The 16,470-nt window shown below is 73.0% G+C and carries 17 protein-coding genes; 6 read left to right on the top strand and 11 right to left on the bottom strand.

The window, feature by feature from the left end; genetic code table 11:
• Positions 1 to 35: 35 nt before the first annotated feature.
• Positions 36 to 485, bottom strand: coding sequence for a DUF4870 domain-containing protein (locus tag NR111_RS16135; RefSeq protein WP_096906314.1), 450 nt, complete (start codon positions 483 to 485; stop codon positions 36 to 38).
• A gap of 126 nt (positions 486 to 611) precedes the next feature.
• Here NR111_RS16135 and ppc point away from each other — a divergent pair, with 126 nt between their 5' ends.
• Entirely contained in the window at positions 612 to 3,473 is a 2,862-nt protein-coding gene (ppc, locus tag NR111_RS16130; RefSeq protein ID WP_256821395.1) for a phosphoenolpyruvate carboxylase, read from the top strand.
• A 15-nt stretch (positions 3,474 to 3,488) separates the two neighbouring features.
• Here ppc and NR111_RS16125 read toward each other — a convergent pair whose 3' ends face one another.
• The 4 genes from NR111_RS16125 to NR111_RS16110 form a co-directional block, all read right to left on the bottom strand.
• A complete protein-coding gene (locus tag NR111_RS16125; protein ID WP_119192719.1) occupies positions 3,489 to 4,670 on the bottom strand; it encodes an MFS transporter in 1,182 nt (393 codons plus the stop codon).
• Between the two features lie 26 nt (positions 4,671 to 4,696).
• Entirely contained in the window at positions 4,697 to 5,425 is a 729-nt protein-coding gene (locus NR111_RS16120; protein ID WP_256821394.1) for a LysE family translocator, read from the bottom strand.
• A complete protein-coding gene (locus tag NR111_RS16115) occupies positions 5,422 to 6,045 on the bottom strand; it encodes a methylated-DNA--[protein]-cysteine S-methyltransferase (RefSeq protein WP_374210749.1) in 624 nt (207 codons plus the stop codon). Before NR111_RS16115 ends, NR111_RS16120 begins: the two co-directional genes overlap by 4 nt.
• A 68-nt stretch (positions 6,046 to 6,113) precedes the next feature.
• Positions 6,114 to 6,725 carry an RNA polymerase sigma factor gene (locus NR111_RS16110; protein WP_256821392.1) on the bottom strand — a complete coding sequence of 204 codons (612 nt, stop codon included), beginning with the start codon at positions 6,723 to 6,725 and terminating at the stop codon, positions 6,114 to 6,116.
• Between the two features lie 291 nt (positions 6,726 to 7,016).
• On the opposite strand from NR111_RS16110, the gene NR111_RS16105 reads away from it, so the two are divergent.
• Positions 7,017 to 7,952, top strand: coding sequence for an alpha/beta fold hydrolase (locus tag NR111_RS16105; RefSeq protein ID WP_256821391.1), 936 nt, complete (start codon positions 7,017 to 7,019; stop codon positions 7,950 to 7,952).
• 45 nt (positions 7,953 to 7,997) lie between these two features.
• Here NR111_RS16105 and NR111_RS16100 read toward each other — a convergent pair whose 3' ends face one another.
• The 5 genes from NR111_RS16100 to NR111_RS16080 form a co-directional block, all read right to left on the bottom strand.
• The gene (locus NR111_RS16100) at positions 7,998 to 8,426 is read right to left on the bottom strand and encodes a hypothetical protein (RefSeq protein ID WP_067715451.1); all 429 of its coding nucleotides are present in this window, start codon (positions 8,424 to 8,426) and stop codon (positions 7,998 to 8,000) included.
• Positions 8,423 to 8,758, bottom strand: a complete 336-nt coding sequence (locus NR111_RS16095) for an MTH1187 family thiamine-binding protein (protein ID WP_067715531.1) — start codon at positions 8,756 to 8,758, stop codon at positions 8,423 to 8,425. The genes NR111_RS16100 and NR111_RS16095 overlap by 4 nt, the downstream gene beginning before the upstream one ends.
• A gap of 88 nt (positions 8,759 to 8,846) precedes the next feature.
• Positions 8,847 to 10,052 carry an LLM class flavin-dependent oxidoreductase gene (locus tag NR111_RS16090; RefSeq protein ID WP_067715453.1) on the bottom strand — a complete coding sequence of 402 codons (1,206 nt, stop codon included), beginning with the start codon at positions 10,050 to 10,052 and terminating at the stop codon, positions 8,847 to 8,849.
• A 25-nt stretch (positions 10,053 to 10,077) separates the two neighbouring features.
• On the bottom strand, positions 10,078 to 10,974 hold the full coding sequence (locus NR111_RS16085; RefSeq protein ID WP_253701987.1) for an SDR family oxidoreductase: 897 nt from the start codon (positions 10,972 to 10,974) through the stop codon (positions 10,078 to 10,080).
• Positions 10,971 to 11,726 carry an SDR family oxidoreductase gene (locus NR111_RS16080; protein ID WP_256821417.1) on the bottom strand — a complete coding sequence of 252 codons (756 nt, stop codon included), beginning with the start codon at positions 11,724 to 11,726 and terminating at the stop codon, positions 10,971 to 10,973. Before NR111_RS16080 ends, NR111_RS16085 begins: the two co-directional genes overlap by 4 nt.
• Before the next feature lie 220 nt (positions 11,727 to 11,946).
• On the opposite strand from NR111_RS16080, the gene NR111_RS16075 reads away from it, so the two are divergent.
• From NR111_RS16075 to NR111_RS16060, 4 genes are all read left to right on the top strand, one after another.
• On the top strand, positions 11,947 to 13,353 hold the full coding sequence (locus NR111_RS16075) for an NAD(P)/FAD-dependent oxidoreductase (protein ID WP_256821388.1): 1,407 nt from the start codon (positions 11,947 to 11,949) through the stop codon (positions 13,351 to 13,353).
• Complete coding sequence (locus NR111_RS16070; RefSeq protein ID WP_256821386.1) at positions 13,350 to 14,003, top strand: TetR/AcrR family transcriptional regulator; 654 nt, start codon at positions 13,350 to 13,352, stop codon at positions 14,001 to 14,003. The genes NR111_RS16075 and NR111_RS16070 overlap by 4 nt, the downstream gene beginning before the upstream one ends.
• Positions 14,000 to 14,941, top strand: a complete 942-nt coding sequence (locus tag NR111_RS16065) for an alpha/beta hydrolase (RefSeq protein WP_256821385.1) — start codon at positions 14,000 to 14,002, stop codon at positions 14,939 to 14,941. The genes NR111_RS16070 and NR111_RS16065 overlap by 4 nt, the downstream gene beginning before the upstream one ends.
• 156 nt (positions 14,942 to 15,097) lie before the next feature.
• On the top strand, positions 15,098 to 15,649 hold the full coding sequence (locus NR111_RS16060; protein ID WP_067715464.1) for a YceI family protein: 552 nt from the start codon (positions 15,098 to 15,100) through the stop codon (positions 15,647 to 15,649).
• Positions 15,650 to 15,786: 137 nt separating this feature from the next.
• Here NR111_RS16060 and NR111_RS16055 read toward each other — a convergent pair whose 3' ends face one another.
• Complete coding sequence (locus NR111_RS16055) at positions 15,787 to 16,383, bottom strand: hypothetical protein (RefSeq protein WP_067715466.1); 597 nt, start codon at positions 16,381 to 16,383, stop codon at positions 15,787 to 15,789.
• Between the last annotated feature and the right edge of the window lie 87 nt (positions 16,384 to 16,470).

Genomic DNA, 16,470 nt, shown 5'->3' with positions numbered 1-16,470 from the left:
GGCGTGAGGGCTCGGCCGCTGGCCGGGGAGCGCGCTCAGCGCAGGACGCGCAGCTGGAACGGGTAGTTGATCGTCCGCCCCTGGGTCGCACGAACGGTGCCGATGACGTGGCCGATGATCTGCGCGAGGAAGGACACCGCGAGCAGGATGAGGCCGATGGGCAGGCCGATCACCGTGAGGATGAAGATCCAGCCCACGATGCTCATGATCCACAGGCCGAGGTTGAAGTTGAACGACCCGGCGGCGGCCTGGCGGACGAACGGGCTGCGGTCCTTGTAGATCAGCCACATCACGAGCGGGCCGACGAACGACAGCCACCCGGCCGAGAGCGCCATCGCGATGAGGCTTGACGCGTGCGCCAGTGCCGCGGGGGTGCGGTCGTCCGGGCCGACGGCCGGGGGCTGGTTCCCGTACCGGGGGTCGCCGTACCCGCCCTGTCCGAACTGGTGGTCGCCGTACTGGTGGTAGCCGGGCTGCTGGGTCATGCCTCCAGTGTCCTCGCCGGAAGGGATCCGCGCATCGGGGATGTCCCGGGGATCTATCGACGGCGGGGCGGGGGTTCGGCGGCGGGATTCACGCGGATGTCATACGGCGCGCCTACTGTGGCAGCCATGGCCGATCCCACCAGATCCGACGTGCCCGCCACCGCCTCGGACGTGCCCGAGCCGGACGATTCCGAGCGGCTCGACGACGCCGTGCGGCCCCTGCGCGACGACGTGCGTTTCCTCGGAGCCGTGCTCGGCGACACGGTGCGCGACCAGGCGGGCGGGACGGTCTTCGACCTGGTGGAGACCGCCCGGCGCACCGCGTTCGCCGTCCGCCGCTCGGAGGCCGACCGCGACGAGGTGGCGGCCCTGTTCACCGATGTGCCCGCCACCGAGATGATCCCCGTCATCCGGGCGTTCTCCCTGTTCGCGCTGCTGGCCAACGTCGCCGAGGACCTCCACCAGGAGCGCCGTCGCCGCATCCACACCGCTGCGGGCGAGCCGCCGCCGGACGGGGATCTCGAGGCGACCTGGGCGCGACTGGCCGAGAACGAACCCGAGCCCGCGAGGCTGGAGGCGGTGCGCGCGACGGCCCGGGTGGCGCCCGTACTCACGGCGCACCCCACCGAGACCCGCCGACGCTCGGTCTTCGAGATCACCCGGCGGGTGCTGGACCTCATGCGCCGCCGCGACGCCCTGCGCACGGGGTCGGACGAGGCGGGGCACCGGGACCGCGTCACCGATGCCGAGCTCGAGCAGGTGGAGCAGGACATCCGCCGACAGGTGCTCACGCTGTGGCAGACGGCGATCATCCGCAGCCAGCGCCCCCGGATCGAAGACGAGGTCCTGGGCGGCCTGCAGTACCACGAGGCCACGCTCATCGACGTGATCCCGCCGCTCAACGCGGAGATCGCCGACCGTCTCGGCTCCGGCGACCGCCCCGTCGTCCGCCCCGGCTCGTGGATCGGCGGGGACCGCGACGGCAACCCGTACGTCACCGGCGACGTGGTGCGCTTCGCCACCGAGCAGGCCGCCGCGCTACTGCACCGCCACTACACGGAGGAACTGCGGCTGCTCGAGCGGGAGCTGCCCCTCTCGCGGCGGGTCGTGGACGTGCCCACCGGGCTCAGCGACCTCGCGGACTCGCTGGTGGAGACGGGCGGGGAGCTCGCCGCCGCGCGCGAGGACGTGCCGTTCCGCCGCGCCGTGCGGGTGGTCCGCCGTCGGCTCGCCGCGCGGGTGAGGTCCTCGTCGTCGTCACCCGGATCGTCGCCGGACGCGATCGGTCACGACGACGACGAGGCCTACACCTCCCCGGCGGAGATGCTGACCGATCTGGATGTCATCGACGCCGCGCTCGGGGCCTGCGGTGGCGAGCTGGCGCGGTCGCCGCGTCTGCGGGACCTGCGGTGGGCGGTACGGACGTTCGGGTTCCACCTGCAGGCGCTCGACATGCGGCAGAACTCGGAGTCGCACGAGGAGGTGCTCACCGAGCTGTTCGCCCTGGCCGGGGTGGGCGAGGACTACTCGGCGCTGGACGAGGACGCCCGGGTGGAGCTGCTGCTGCGCGAGCTCTCGCACGACCGGCCGCTGCTCGGCCCGCGCGCGGAGCTGTCAGAGCTGGCGGCCAAGGAACTCGGGGTGATGCGGGCGGCCGCCGCGGCGGTGGACCTGCTCGGCCCGGAGGTGGTGCCGCACTACATCGTGTCCATGTGCGGGACGGTCTCCGACCTGCTCGAGCCGGCGGTGTTGCTGCGCGAGGTCGGATTGTTCTCGGGTGACCCGGCGGAGCCCCGCTCGAGCGTTCGGCTCATCCCGCTGCTGGAGACTATCGACGACCTGGCGGCGGGGCCGGACATCCTCGACGCGGCGCTCGCGATCCCGCAGTTCCGGGCGCTCATCCGGGCGCAGGGCGATGTGCTGGAGGTGATGCTCGGCTACTCGGACTCCAACAAGGACGGCGGGTACCTGGCCGCCAACTGGGCCCTCTACCAGGCCGAACGCGACCTCGCCGAGGCCGCGACCCGGGCGGGTGTGCACCTGCGCTACTTCCACGGGCGCGGCGGGGCCGTCGGCCGGGGTGGCGGCAACTCCTACGAGGCGATCCTGGCCCAGCCGCCGGGCGCGGTGCAAGGCGCGCTGCGGATCACCGAGCAGGGCGAGGTCATCTCGGCCAAGTACTCCGAGCCGCGGCGGGCCCGCCGCAACCTCGAGGCGCTCGTGGCGGCGACGCTCGAGGCCTCGCTGCTCGACGTCGAGGGTCTGGGCGACCGGGCCGGGGAGGCGTACGGGGTGATGGCCGAGCTCGCGCGGCTCGGGCGGGCGGCGTACGCGTCCCTGGTGCACGACGACCCGGGGTTCATCGAGTACTTCACCACCTCCACCCCGGTCGCCGAGATCGGGGAACTCAACATCGGGTCCAGGCCGTCCTCCCGCAAGCAGACGTCGAGCGTCGAGGATCTGCGGGCGATCCCGTGGGTGCTGTCGTGGTCGCAGTCGCGGGTGATGCTGCCCGGCTGGTTCGGCGTGGGCACCGCACTGCGGCAGTGGGTCGACGCCGAGGGCGAGGCGGCGGCCGGGGAGAGACTGGCCACGCTCCGGCGGCTGAACGACGACTGGCCGTTCCTGCGCACGACCCTGTCCAACATGGCGCAGGTGATGGCCAAGGCGGACATGGGGCTGGCCGGTCGCTACGCCGAACTCGTCCAGGACGCCGAGGTGGGTCGGCGGATCCACGGGGTGCTCACCGACGAGTTCGAGCTGACCCGCGAGATGCTGCTGGAGATCACGGGGCACCAGACGCTGTTGGACGACAACCCGGCGCTGGCCCGCTCGGTGCGCAACCGCTTCCCCTACCTCGAACCGCTCAACGTGCTGCAGGTCGAGTTGCTGCGCCGCTATCGCGCCGGGGACTCCGACCCGGCGGTGCGAACCGGCATCCAGCTGACCATGAACGGCCTGGCCACGGCCCTGCGCAACTCGGGGTGATCCTCGACGTGCCGGCTAGCGTAGCTGTCGCTGGGTGAGCGGGATGAGCAGCGCGCACACCACCGCCAGCCCGGCGATCCACGGCACCGGACCGCCGGCGCGCGAGAGCTCGGCGAGCACGTACGGCGTGGCCATCCCGAGGTACGCCAGGACGTAGAACACGGCCACGAGCCCGGCGTGGTCCCGCGGTCCGGACTGCAGCTCGACCTCGACCAGCCCCGCCACCAGAAGCGTGGCGTATCCCACGCCGAGCAGGACCGCGACGGGCAGCAGCCACAGGGCGCGGCCGGGGAGTGCGGGCGAGGCGGCCAGCAGCGCTCCGGCGGCCATCCCGAGCGAGGCGGCGACGAGTCCCATGACCGGCGGCCGGGACGGTGGTGACGCGGCCGCGATCCTGCGGACGGCGGGTTGGACCAGCACCCCGGCGCCGAGCGTGACGCCCACCATGACGCCGGCGTACAGGGTGGGCCGGCCGAAGGCGTCCCCGCCCAGCAGGTCGGCGAGCACCGCGAACGACATGCTGGCGCAGCCGAACACCAGCGGGGCCCACGGCGCGACCCCGAGGAGGAACCGGCGGGTGCCGGCCGTGGCGGGGATGAGCGGGGCGACCTCGGGCCCGTCGTGTGGCTCGTACGGGTCCGCGGCGCCCCACGCCGCGACCAGCGCGATCGTGCCGAGGATCAGATGCGGAAGGTACGCCGAGAACAGCGGGGCGGGGGCGAACTCCCCGACCATGCCCGCCGCCAGGCCGCTGAGTCCGAACCCGCCGGTCAGCGCGATGGCCGCGCGCCGCGCACCGGTGCCGGGTGGCCCACCGGCGGAGAGCTCGCGGACCCAGGCGCTGCCGGCCCCGAACGCTGCCCCGGATGCCAGCCCGGCGAGGAACCGACCCAGGTACAGCCACAGAGAATCCTGCGGCCCCAGCAGCATGAACAGCGTCGCCAGCAGCGACAGGACCAGGACGGGCCGCATGAGCACACGGCGGCCGTTGCGGTCGGACCACCGGCCGGCCACCAGCAGGGTGGGCAGGAGGCCGACGATGTAGACGCTGAAGATCGCGGTGACACTGGACTGCGACAGCCCCAGCTCGGCGCGGTACAGATGCAGCAACGGGGCGAACTGGTTGGCGCCCCAGCCCACCGCGAACACCGCGAGGGCCACGCGCACCCAGCTGCGACGGTCGACCTGAGAATCCATGGAGCAGAACCTAGCCCGCGCGCGTCCTACGCGAGCGCGGTGACCACGAACGCCACCCCCACCACCACGAACAGTGTGCTGGCCACGACGTCGACCCACGGCAACAGCCGTCCGACCCGCTCGTTGACCACCCGGTGCGAGGCCACCAGCGCGAGCCCGCCGAACCAGGCGAGCGCGACCGCGATCATCCCCGCGACCAGGGCCACCGACCACGCCGGCGAGACCTCCTCGCGCAGGAACGGGGTGAGCACCGCGCCGAAGAACACCAGGGCCTTGGGGTTGGCGAGGTTGGTGACCAGACCGCGGGTGAAATCCCCCCGCGGCACCAGATCCGCTACTCGAAATCGGGATCCGCTATCCGAATCCGGGTAGCGGATCCCGATTTCGAGTAGCGGATCCGAGGGCGGGGCGGTGGCGGGTGCGGCGGTGGCGGGGGCGGCGGTGGCCGGCGGTGGGGTCGCACGGCGCGAGCGCCACCAGCCGCGCAGGCCGAGTACGCCGAGGGTCGCCAACAGGAGTCCGCCGGCGACCTGGAGACCGGTCATGACCTGCGGGTACACGCGCACGAGGGTGGCGACTCCGGCGAACGCGGCCGCGAGCCACACCGTCAGGCCGGTGACGATCCCCAGCGCGGTCGCGAGACCCTGACGCCGTCCGGCGAGGGCACGTTGGAGGACGACGACGACGTCGGGCCCCGGCGAGACCACCGCGATCGCCCAGACACCGAACAGGCCGAGGAGCTGCGCCGCGGTCACGCCGCCGATTCCATCTCGAGGAGCCGCTGCTTGGCCGCGAGCCCGCCCCGGTAGCCGCCCAGTCCGCCGTCCGAGCGCAGGATCCGGTGACACGGCCACACCAGCGGCAGCGGATTGGTCGCGCAGGCCGACCCCACCGCGCGCACGGCGCCGGGCCGGTCGAGTTCGACGGCGATCTCGCGGTAGGTCGCGGTCCGCCCGTACCCGACCCGGGCCAGATGCTGTTGGACCTCACCACGGAACCCGCGGGCGAGGCGGGTGTCGAGGGGCAGGTCGAACTCGCGGCGGCGGCCGTCGAGGTACTGGTCGATCTGGGCCGCGGCCGCGTCGAGCACCGGCGACTCCGTCGGCGCGCCGAGGATCCGGGGTCCGACCCGGTCGGCCAACATCTCGAGGACCACCCCGGAATCCTCCACCTCGAACGCCACGTACACCAACCCGGCCGGGGACGCGGCCAACAGCAGTCCACCGATCGGGGTGTCGACGGTGCGGTAGGCCACGTCGACCAGGCCCTCGCGCTCGGCGTCGCGGGCCAGGCGATCCCGCAGTCGGGTCGTGTCCGCGGGGGCGGACCGCAGGAGCGACGCCACGCCGGCCTCCGTGATCTCCGGGTCGTTCACTGTCGGGTCGAGAGCTGTGGGATCGAGAGCTGTCGGGTCGAGAGCCGTCGGATCGTGGATCGGGTCGGTCATGACATCTCCTCCGTGGGACGGTGCGGTTCGAGAGCACGGTGCGGTTCGAGGGGACGGCGCGGGTCGAGGTGACTGTGCGGGTCGAGGTGACCGTGCGGTCCGAGCGTCGTGCGCAGGCGGGCGATCCCGTCCGCGGCCGCGCGGCGAGCCGCCGCCTCGGTGCCGCCGGTGAGCTCGGCGATCTCGGCGTAGCGGAGCCCGCCCAGATACCGGTAGGCCACACAGATTCGCTGCCGGGTGGGCAGGGCGGCGACCGCATCCCAGATCCGCGGATCGCCGCCCTCGTCGTCGTCGACCCCCGTCGCTCCACGCGCGCCCCCGGGACGTGATGTGCGGGCGCCGAGAATCGCGACGTCGTCTGCGGCCCCGCTCGGCGCGGCCTCCCGGACCGAACGCCGCACCACGTCCACCGCCCGGCGGTGCGCGACCCGGACGAGCCAGGCCTCGACGTCGGTGTCCTCGGGCAACCCGGGCCAGGCGCGGAGTGCGGAGAGGAACGTCTCGGACCAGGCGTCGTCGGCGTCTGGGCCCGGGCCGAGCACCGCGCGGCACACCCGCAGCACGGTGGGACCGTGGCGGTCCACCGCGGCGTCGAACGCTGCCCTCATGTGTGTCGATCCTGCCCTCGTCGAAGCTGCCGGGTGCGGGCGCCCCGGAGACGGGGCGCGCGATGGTCACCGGGTAGTCGCGCGGCGCGCCGGTTTCGTGAGGCGCTGCGGTTCCCCTCGCTGAGTCCGGGACGCATACTGGTCTGACCGTCACGCCCCGGGGGGTCTGAAATGCTCGGTTCCCGCACGCCCTCACGCCCGGCCGGCCGCCGCCCGGCGCGCCGCACTAGCCGCGCGCGCCGCAAGAGCCGAGCGCGCCGCACGAGACTGGCCGGTGCGCTCGCCGCGCTCGTGCTAGCGATCCCCGTCGCCACCGGGGTGGGCCCGGTGCCGGACCGGGTCGCGGACCGGGTCACGCCGGCGGCCCGGGCGCAGGTCCAGCTCGGCCCGCTCGGCGACTACCTGCGCGACCTCGACCCCACCGGCGAGCTGGGGCCGTACGTCACCGAGGCCCTGAACGGGATCAACGGGCCGATCGGCGATCCCGGACCGCCCGCCGCCGCGGCCGCGCCCGTGACCTGCCGGCCCACCGCGGCGCATCCGCGGCCGGTGATCCTCGTCCACGGGACCTTCGACAACGGGGCCGACACGATGCCGCGCCTCGGCGACCCGCTACGCCGGCAGGGCTTCTGCGTGATCGCCCCGACCCTCGGTGCCTACGCGGGCAACCCGGCGCGCGGCGGGCTCGACTCGATCGTCGCCGCATCGGGACCGCAACTGGCCGGGGTGATCGACCACGTGCGCGCGGTGACCGGGGCCGAGCAGGTGGACCTGGTGGGTTACTCGCAGGGCGCCGCGATCGCCGGGTACACCACCAAGGTGCTCCGGCCGGGCGCGGTGAACCGCGTGGTCTCCGTGGGCGGGTACTGGGGAGCCGACAACAGCGGCCTCATCCCGCACCAGCTGCCGCGCGAGGTCGCGGCCCTGGGCCTGTGGGCCGCGAACCTGCGGGGACTGGCCGAACTGTCCCCGGGCAGCCCGATGATCGCCGCCTGGTACGGGCTCGACCGCACCCCGTTCCTGCCCGGCGTCGGCTACACGCTCATCGCCACGCGCGGCGACCACTTGCTCCCGCCCGAGCGCAGCTTCGTCCCCGGTCCGGGCGTGCGGTGGGTCGTGCCGGAGGACGCGTGCGGGGGCCGACCGAACTCGCACGGGGGGATGGCCGTCGACGCGCGCACGCACGCGATCGTCGCCGGGGCCCTCGGCGGCGCCGGGGGGTGCTGAGCGGCCGGACGCCGCAGCTGGGCCCTCCGTTCGGGCCCAGCGGCGTCAGCGCAGCTCGCGGGAGTGGTGCTGGTAGAGCTCGTAGGCGTCACGCAGCCCGAGGCCGGGGTGGGCGACCCGCAGGCGGCGCACCGCGTCGATCTCCCCGGAGGAACCGCGCATCGCCGCGGCGATCTGCTCGGGGCGGATCGACGCCGCGATCCGGCGGGAGCGTTCCTCGTTGCGCCCGCCGAGCCACCAGCGGTGCGCCGCGGCGCCGAACAGCATGACCGCCAGCGCGAGCCACAACAGCACGTCCAACATCGCGGCCCGGCCGGAGAGCACCTGCACAACCACCACCACGAGCGCACCGAGCCCGCCGAGCACGGTGGCCGCGACGTACGCCACCGCGGTCCGGCTGCGTGACCGCGCCACGTGGTCGATGGCCGACTCCGCCCGGTCCGCGATCCAGTTCGACGGGTGGGGAGAGGTCACGCGCGGCCCCCCTCGTCGTCGGACTCCCGGCCGCCGGCGAGGTGGCGCTCCACCCGCTCCACCTTGCCCCGCAGCTCCCCCGACCGGCCGGGCCGCAGGTCCGCCTTGAGTACCAGGCTCACGCGCGGCGCCACGGCCAGCACGGCGTCCGTGGCGGCGCGGATGACGGGCATGACCTCGTCCCACTCGCCCTCGATGGTGGTGAACATCGAGGTGGTCTCGTACGGCAGGCCGGAGTCGCGGACCACGCGGACCGCTTCCGCGACCGCGCGACTCATGGATGCCGAGTCGTCCGCGGTGGACGTGGGGGCGACGGAGAACGCGAACAGCATGGCATCACCGTAATCCCGCCGGGCCCCGTCGTGCAGATCGGCGGGCCCCGGCGATACCTGGGTCACAGACCCACGTCACACGCCACCGTCACACCCTCGAGACCGTCTGCGGCACACCCGCGGTGTACCCGGCCTCGGCGAGCAACTCCCGCACGCGCGGGATGACCTTGCGGCCGTAGAGGTCGATGGAGGTCATGAGGTCGTCGTGCGGGGTCGGGCCGCTGGCGTACTTGAGGTCGAACCGGTCCAGGCCCAGCGTGCGGACGGTGGTGGCGATCTTCTGCGCGACCGTCTCGGGGGACCCGACGTACATGGCGCCCGATCGGACCTCGCGGTGGAAGTCGGCCTCGGTCGCGTCGCCCCAGCCGCGCTCGCGGCCGATCTGGTTGCGGTTGACCAGCCAGTGGCGCGCGGACAGCTCGGCGGCCCGGGCGTCGGTCTCGGCGACGAACCCGGGCGAGTGCACGGCGATCGGCAGGCGCGGCGCGGCCGCTTCCCCACCGGCCGTTCCCCCACCGGCCGACCCCGCACCCGCGAACTGGGCATTGGCCTCGCGGTACAGGTCGGCGAAGGGGGCGAACCGGCCGGCAGGGCCGCCGATGATCGCGAGCATGAGCGGCATCCGGTAGCGGGCCGCACGCACCACGGATTCCGGGCTGCCGCCGACGGCGATCCACGCGCTGAGCCCGTGCTCGGTCTTGGGGTAGACGTGCTGGTCGACCAGCGGCGGACGCAACTCACCGGACCACGTCACCGGCCCCTCGGGCAGCAGCGCGGCGAACAGGTCGAGCTTCTCGCTGAACAGCTGCTCGTACCGGGCGAGATCGAGGCCGAACAGCGGGAACGACTCGGTGAACGACCCACGGCCCAGCACGACCTCGGCCCGCCCGTTCGACAGGGCGTCGATGGTGGCGAAGCGCTGGAAGACGCGGATGGGGTCATCGCTCGACAGGACCGTGACCGCCGAACCCAGCGTGATGCGCTCGGTGCGCGTGGCGATGCCGGCCAGCAGGACGTCCGGGGCGGAGACGGCGAAGTCGGGGCGGTGGTGCTCGCCGATGCCGAACGCGTCGACGCCCACCTGGTCGGCCAGGACGGCCTGCTCCACGACGTCACGCAGGACCTGCGCGTGGTGGACGGGCCGACCGCCGCGGTCGACGGTGACGTCGCCGAAGGTGTCGAGACCGAAGGCGACATCCTGGGTGGAGGGGTCACCGTGGGTGGCGTCGTGGGTGGAGGGCGACGACGACGAGGTGGGCGTCGCGGGGTCGTGTGCGGAGGCTGACGAGTTCATGCGGTCATCATAGTTGATCCGTCATCTACATGGCGGGGTGTGCCGCCCGGGCGCGGGAGGCGCGGACGTACCGGGCGATCATCCGGTCCATCACCCCGGGCGCGAGTCGCTGCAGCCGCCACGTGGCCCGGGCGCGGGCGGGCTCGATCACGAGTGCGCGGTTGCGGGCGACGCCGTCGAGCACGCTCGCCGCCAGCCGGTCGGGGTCCAGCGGCCGGCGCACCCCCTGGCCGTCGAGGTAGAAATGCCGACCGTCGAAGCCGTCGAGTTCGCCCTTGTCCAGGATCGCGGTATCCACGGCCGCCGGGCACACCACCGTCACGCCCACCCCGTGTCCCGCGGCCTCGGCGCGCAGCGACAGCCCGAGCCCGACGACCGCGTGCTTGGTCATCGCGTAGCTGGTGATGAGCCCCGCCGGGCACAACCCGCCCATCGACGCGGTGAGCACGATCGCGCCGGCCCCGCGGTCGATCATGTGCGGGTACGCGGCGTGCACGCAGTGGACCACCCCGCGGACGTTGACGTCGATGATCGCGTTCCACTGCTCCAGGGTGAGCTTGTCGGTGTCGCCACCCCAGGTGATGCCGGCGTTGGCGAACATCAGGTCCAGCCCGCCCCGGGTGGAGACCACCTCCTCGACGAGGGCGGCCACCGCGGCGGCATCGGTGACGTCGAGGTGCGCCGGTTCGGCACTCCCGGCCCCTGCCGACCCGGCGCCGGGGCCGGACCTCGTCGTCGTCACCTCCTCGGCGACCCGACGCGCGGCGGCGAGGTCGATGTCCGCCACCACCACGTGCGCGCCGGCCGCCACGAGGGCACGGCAGAGGGCCGCGCCGATCCCGGACCCGCCGCCGGTGACGACGGCCGACGCCCCGGCCAGCCGCGGGCCGCGGAGGGCGGTCACCGACCTGGGCGCGGTCACGAGAAAGCCCTGGTCGCCAGCCCGAGCACGTCCGGGTAGCGGCGCAGCTGGGCGCCGCCGTCGATCGCCAGGTCCTCCCCCGTCATCCAGTCCGCCGCGGCGAGGTGGAGCACGGCGCGGGCGACGTCCTCGGCGGTCCCCCGGTGGGCGATCGCGGAGTTCTCGGCGTACTCCTCGGCCAGGCCGGGGATCTGCAGGACGGGCTCGGTGAGCGGGGTGACGAGGAAGCCCGGCGAGACGGTGTTGACCCGCACCCCCCGCTCGCCCAGCTCGAGGGCCGCGACCTGGGCGAGCATCACCAGGCCCGCCTTGGCGGCGCAGTAGGCCGCCATCCCCCGGCCGGGTTGCCGCGCGTTGAGGGAGGCGATCGCGACCATCGACCCGCCGTCCCGGACCGCCCGGCCGCCGTGCTTGAACACCAGGAACGCGCCGGTCAGACACACATCGACGACCCGGCGGAATTCCGCGGCGTCGTGGTCCGTCACCAGGCCCAGCGTGCTGACGCCGGCGGTCGTGACCACCAGATCCGGGGCGGTCCCGGCGAACAGCGCCTCGACCGACGCCTCGTCGGTCACGTCGACGGCGCCCGCCCGGTGCGCCGGGCCGAGCTCGGCGGCGCGGGCGGCGGCCGACTCGGCGTCGAGGTCACCGATCGTGACCTGCCACCCCCCGGCGGCGAGAGCACGGGCGGTGGCCCACCCGATCCCCGACGCCCCGCCCACCACGACGGCGGACCGGCCGCGCGCGGCCACATCGGAACCGTCCGAGGAACTGTCGCGGTCAGGGGTGGGGACGTGTGTGCGATCCGGGTCCACGGGGCCTCCATTAGGGTTGACGGCCGGCCTCGGCGGGGTGGTCCGCCGGGCCGGAGGAAGCTGTTGACGACCGTCAACACGGGCCATAGTGTGATCCGCGCCATAGCTTTCTTGTCGGCGAGTCTGCCTCGCCGAGGGATCCGCCGAAGGGGTTCGCATGACATCGACCTGCACAATCGCCGTGATCGGCGCGGGCATCAGCGGCCTGACGACGCTGAAGATGCTCCGCGACTACGGGATTGACGCGGTGTGCTTCGAGGCGTCGGACCGGATCGGCGGGAACTGGGCGTTCGACAACCCCAACGGCAGCTCGAGTGCCTACCGCTCGCTGCACATCGACACCTCCAAGCACCAATTGAGCTTCCGGGACTTCCCGATGCCGGAGGAGTTCCCGGACTTCCCCCACCACAGCCAGATCAAGCAGTACCTGGACGACTACGCCGAGGCGTTCGGCCTGCTGCCGGCGATCGAGTTCGAGACGCGGGTCGAGCATGCCGAGCGCCTGCCGGACGGCGGGTGGGAACTGACCACGTCGCGCACCGGGTCGGCCGCACAGGCCGGGGCCGGCGGCACGGGCGGGTCCGGCGAGACCGAGACGCTCCACTTCGACGGGCTCGTGGTGGGCAACGGACACCACTGGGACCCGCGCTTCGCCGATTTCCCCGGCGAGTTCACCGGGGAGATGATCCACTCCCACGCCTACGTCGACCCGTGGGATCCGCTGCACCTCATGGACAAGAAGATCCTCGTGGTGGGCCTCGGCAACAGCGCCGCGGACATCGTGGTGGAACTGTCGTCCAAGGTCATGCGCAACGAGGTGACGCTGTCCACCCGGTCGGGTGCGTGGATCGTGCCCAAGTACATCGCCGGCAAGCCGGCCGACAAGTACTTCGCGACCTTCCCGTACATCCCGTACTCGTGGCAGCGCAAGGCCATCCAGGCGATGCAGCCGATGTCGGCCGGCCGGCCGGAGGAGTACGGCCTGCCGACCCCCAACCACAAGTTCTTCGAGGCCCACCCCACGCAGTCCGTCGAACTGCCGCTGCGGCTGGGGTCCGGGGACGTCGTCGCCAAGGGGGACATCGCCCGACTGGACGGCCGGACCGTGCACTTCACCGACGGGACCAGCGGCGAGTTCGACGTGATCATCCAGGCCACCGGGTACAACACCACGTTCCCGTTCTTCGACCGGGAGTTCCTCAGCGCCGACGCCCACAACCACGTCCCGCTCTACAAGCGGATGTTCACCCCAGGCATCGAGGACCTCGCCTTCGTCGGCTTCGCCCAGTCCACCCCGACCCTGTTCCCGTTCGTCGAGGCGCAGGCCCGCCTGGTGGCGGCGTGGGCGGCCGGGCTGTACCGCACCCCGCCGGTGGCGGAGATGGAGCGGGTGATCGTGGAGGACGAGAAGAAGTACATCGGCCACATGCTCGACACCCCCCGCCACCAGCAGCAGGTCGACTACTTCCTCTACGAACGCGACCTGCGCACCCGGGAGATCCCCCGCGGTCTCGAGCGCGCCCGCGAGCGCGGGGCCGCCCTCCGTGCCCGGGTGACGGCATGACGCCGGCCGCCCCCTCGGCGACCACCTCCCCGCGCGGCGACCGTCGCCGCGAGGCCCTGCTCGCCGCGCTCGACGACCGGCTGCGCACCACGGCACTGGACGACATCTCGGTGGCCGACCTCACCGTCTCCGCGGGGATCACCAGGTCCGCGTTCTACTTCTACTTCGACTCCAAGGCCGCCGCCGTGGGCGTCCTGCTGGCCGCGGTACAGGACGAGGCCCGCGCGGCGGTCGAGACGATCATCGGCGGCGAGGGAGACTTCCGCACGCGCGTGGCCGGGGCCCTCGAGAAGCTCACCGACCGCGTGTTGGAGAACGCCCACATCTACCGGGCCCTGCTCACCGCCCGCAGCAAGCACGAACAGACCCGGGCGCTGTGGAACGACGGCCGCCGGACGCTGGCCGCCCCGATCGCCGAGTTCCTGCGCACCGAGCGCACGGCCGGTCGGGCGCCGGACGGCGTGGATCCCGAGGCACTCGCGGTGGGGCTGATCCACATCAACGAGACCGTGCTGGAGCAGCTGGCCTACGACACCGACGGCCCCCGCGAGCCGCTGCTCACCGTCGCCACCGACATGTGGGTCCGCTCGGTGTACGGCCGACCCGACCCCGCGGTGGACGCCGCGGCAGACCCAGGGAGAACCGCATGACCAGCCCCGTCGACATCGCCTTCCGCTCCGGATCGGGGCCGGACGCCGCCGAGTGTCGCGGCTGGTTCCTGCCCGCCGCCGGCGGGGCGGAGAGCGCCGGTGACGCCGCCCGGGCCAGCGAGGCGGGCAGCCCCTGCGTGGTGCTGGCCCACGGGCTGGGCGGTACCGCGGACTCCGGCCTCATGCCGTTCGCGGAGGCGTTCGCGGCCGCCGGGTACGCCGCGCTCGCCTTCGATTACCGAGGCTTCGGGCGCTCCGACGGCCAGCCCCGCCAGGTCGTCTCCCCCGCCCGCCAGCAGGACGACTACCGGGCCGCCATCGCCGCCGCGGCCGCCCAACCCGGCGTCGACCCGACGCGCATCGTGCTGTGGGGCTGCTCCCTCGCGGGCGGTCACGTCCTGGAGGTGGCCCGGGGCCGCGACGACATCGCGGCCGTCATCTCCATGATCCCCCTGGTCGACGGGCGGGCCGCCGCACTGGCCGCGGCCCGCCAGCACACGCCCGCCTCGCTCCTGCGGGCGACGGGGACCGCGATCGCCGCCAAGGCCGTGGCGGCGACGGGACGCCCCGAACCGCTGCTCCCCTTGGTCGGCCCGCCCGGGTCGGCCGCACTGTTGTCCCTGGACGGGTACGAGGAGGCCTACACCTCGGTCGCCGGGCCGACCTGGCGCAACGAGGTGGGCGCCTCCATCGGCACCGAGCTGGGCTCGTTCCGGCCCGGCCGGCACGCGGAAGACCTCGTCGTCGTCCCCGTGCTGGTCCAGATCGCCGACCTCGACCGCAGCGCCCCGCCGCACGCCTCCGCCACGGCCGCCTTCGCCGCGCGGGCCGAGGTCCGCCACTACCCGGGCGATCACTTCGACCTCTTCGCCGGTCGCCCGTGCCACGACCGGGCGGTCGAGCACGCGCTGCACTTCCTCGAGAGGAACGTGGGCTGACCTGCGGAGTCACGTGCGTCGGCGATGTCGGCGCACGGTTCCGCGGGCGACTTCCCCATGGTTGTTGACATGTCATAGAGGTCGGCCTATATTGGGTGACACAACAGTTGAGTGCTCGGCCCCGCCGGCCGGGCAACCCCACCCGAAGGAGTCACCATGACCGCCAACCTCACCGACCTCACCGGCACCTGGACCCTCGACGACACCCACACCCGCCTGGGCTTCGTCACCCGCCACGCGATGATCACCAAGGTCCGCGGCTCGTTCAACGACTTCACGGGCACCGTCACCGTGCCCGCCGAGGGCATCGAGGGCGCCACCGCCCAGGTCACCATCAACGCCTCCTCGATCGACACCCGCAACGCCGATCGCGACGGCCACCTGAAGTCCAACGACTTCTTCGACATGGAGACGTACCCGGAGATCACGTTCACCTCCACGAAGATCGCCGCCAACGGCTCGGGCGGCGTGGACGTGACCGGCGACCTCACCATCAAGGGCACCACCAAGTCCGTGACCATCCCGTTCGAGTACGAGGGCACCGCCACCGACCCGTTCGGCAACCAGCGCGCGGGCTTCGAGGGCACCACGGTCATCAACCGCAGCGACTTCGACCTCACCTGGAACGCGGCGCTCGAGACCGGCGGCGTGCTGGTCTCCGAGAAGGTCACCCTGGAGATCGAGGTCTCGGCGATCAAGAGCGCCTGACCACTCGCCCGCCACGGCTGGCGGGTCCGCCACCGACCGGCCCCGCCCCACATAGTGCACGCTCGCCCCGGCAATCGCCGGGGCGAGCGTTCCGTTTCTGGGGCGGGGCCTGGGCGGGCGGGGCGGGGCCGAAGCCCCTAGGAGACGACGGCGAGGACCGCGGTGTGAGAACCGTCCGCGTCCTGCCAGGTCGCGCTGAGCGTGCCCGGCGAGCCGATGAGCGGGCGGTCGGCCTCCGCGTCGTTCTCCTCGGACACGATCCGGATGACGTGCAGAACCGAGTCGGAGCCCTGGCGGATCCCGTCGCCACCGCCGCGGATGTTGACCGGCGACGGCGTGATCGTGCCGTCCTCGACCTGCAGATGATCGGCCGCGGCGTCGCGGTGGCTGATCACCCGGCGGACCTCCGCGACGTAGACCGGATCCGCCGATGCGTCATAGACCCAGCGACGGCCGAGCACCGAGTGCTCCATCTCGCCGACCAGCGCGTCACCGGAGTCGTCGAGCTCGGACCCGCGGTAGGTCACGGGCACGTGGAAGGTGCGGGCACCGTCGGTGAGGAGGAACGACTCCATCCCGACCTCGCCGGCGGGATCGACGAACCGGTAGGCGGTCACCTGCTCGAGGCCATCCGGGTCGCCGTCGAACCACTCCTGGTGGCGGACCCAGGCCCGGAGCAGGTCCAGCTTGCCCGGGTCGAGGACGGCGTCATAGATCTCGGCGGTTCCACTCATGCGCTAAGACTCCCCGACTTCGCCCGGTCCGGCAAACGCGAACCGGGGCTGATGGGTGTATGAAGAAGAATTCGTGGGAGCGTCGTT

Origin of the sequence: Dietzia sp. Die43, from assembly GCF_024519835.1 — a bacterium.
Lineage (GTDB): Bacteria > Actinomycetota > Actinomycetes > Mycobacteriales > Mycobacteriaceae > Dietzia > Dietzia kunjamensis.
The sequence above is the reverse complement of the archived record's forward strand: the minus strand, read 5'-3'. Positions and strand labels throughout refer to the sequence as shown.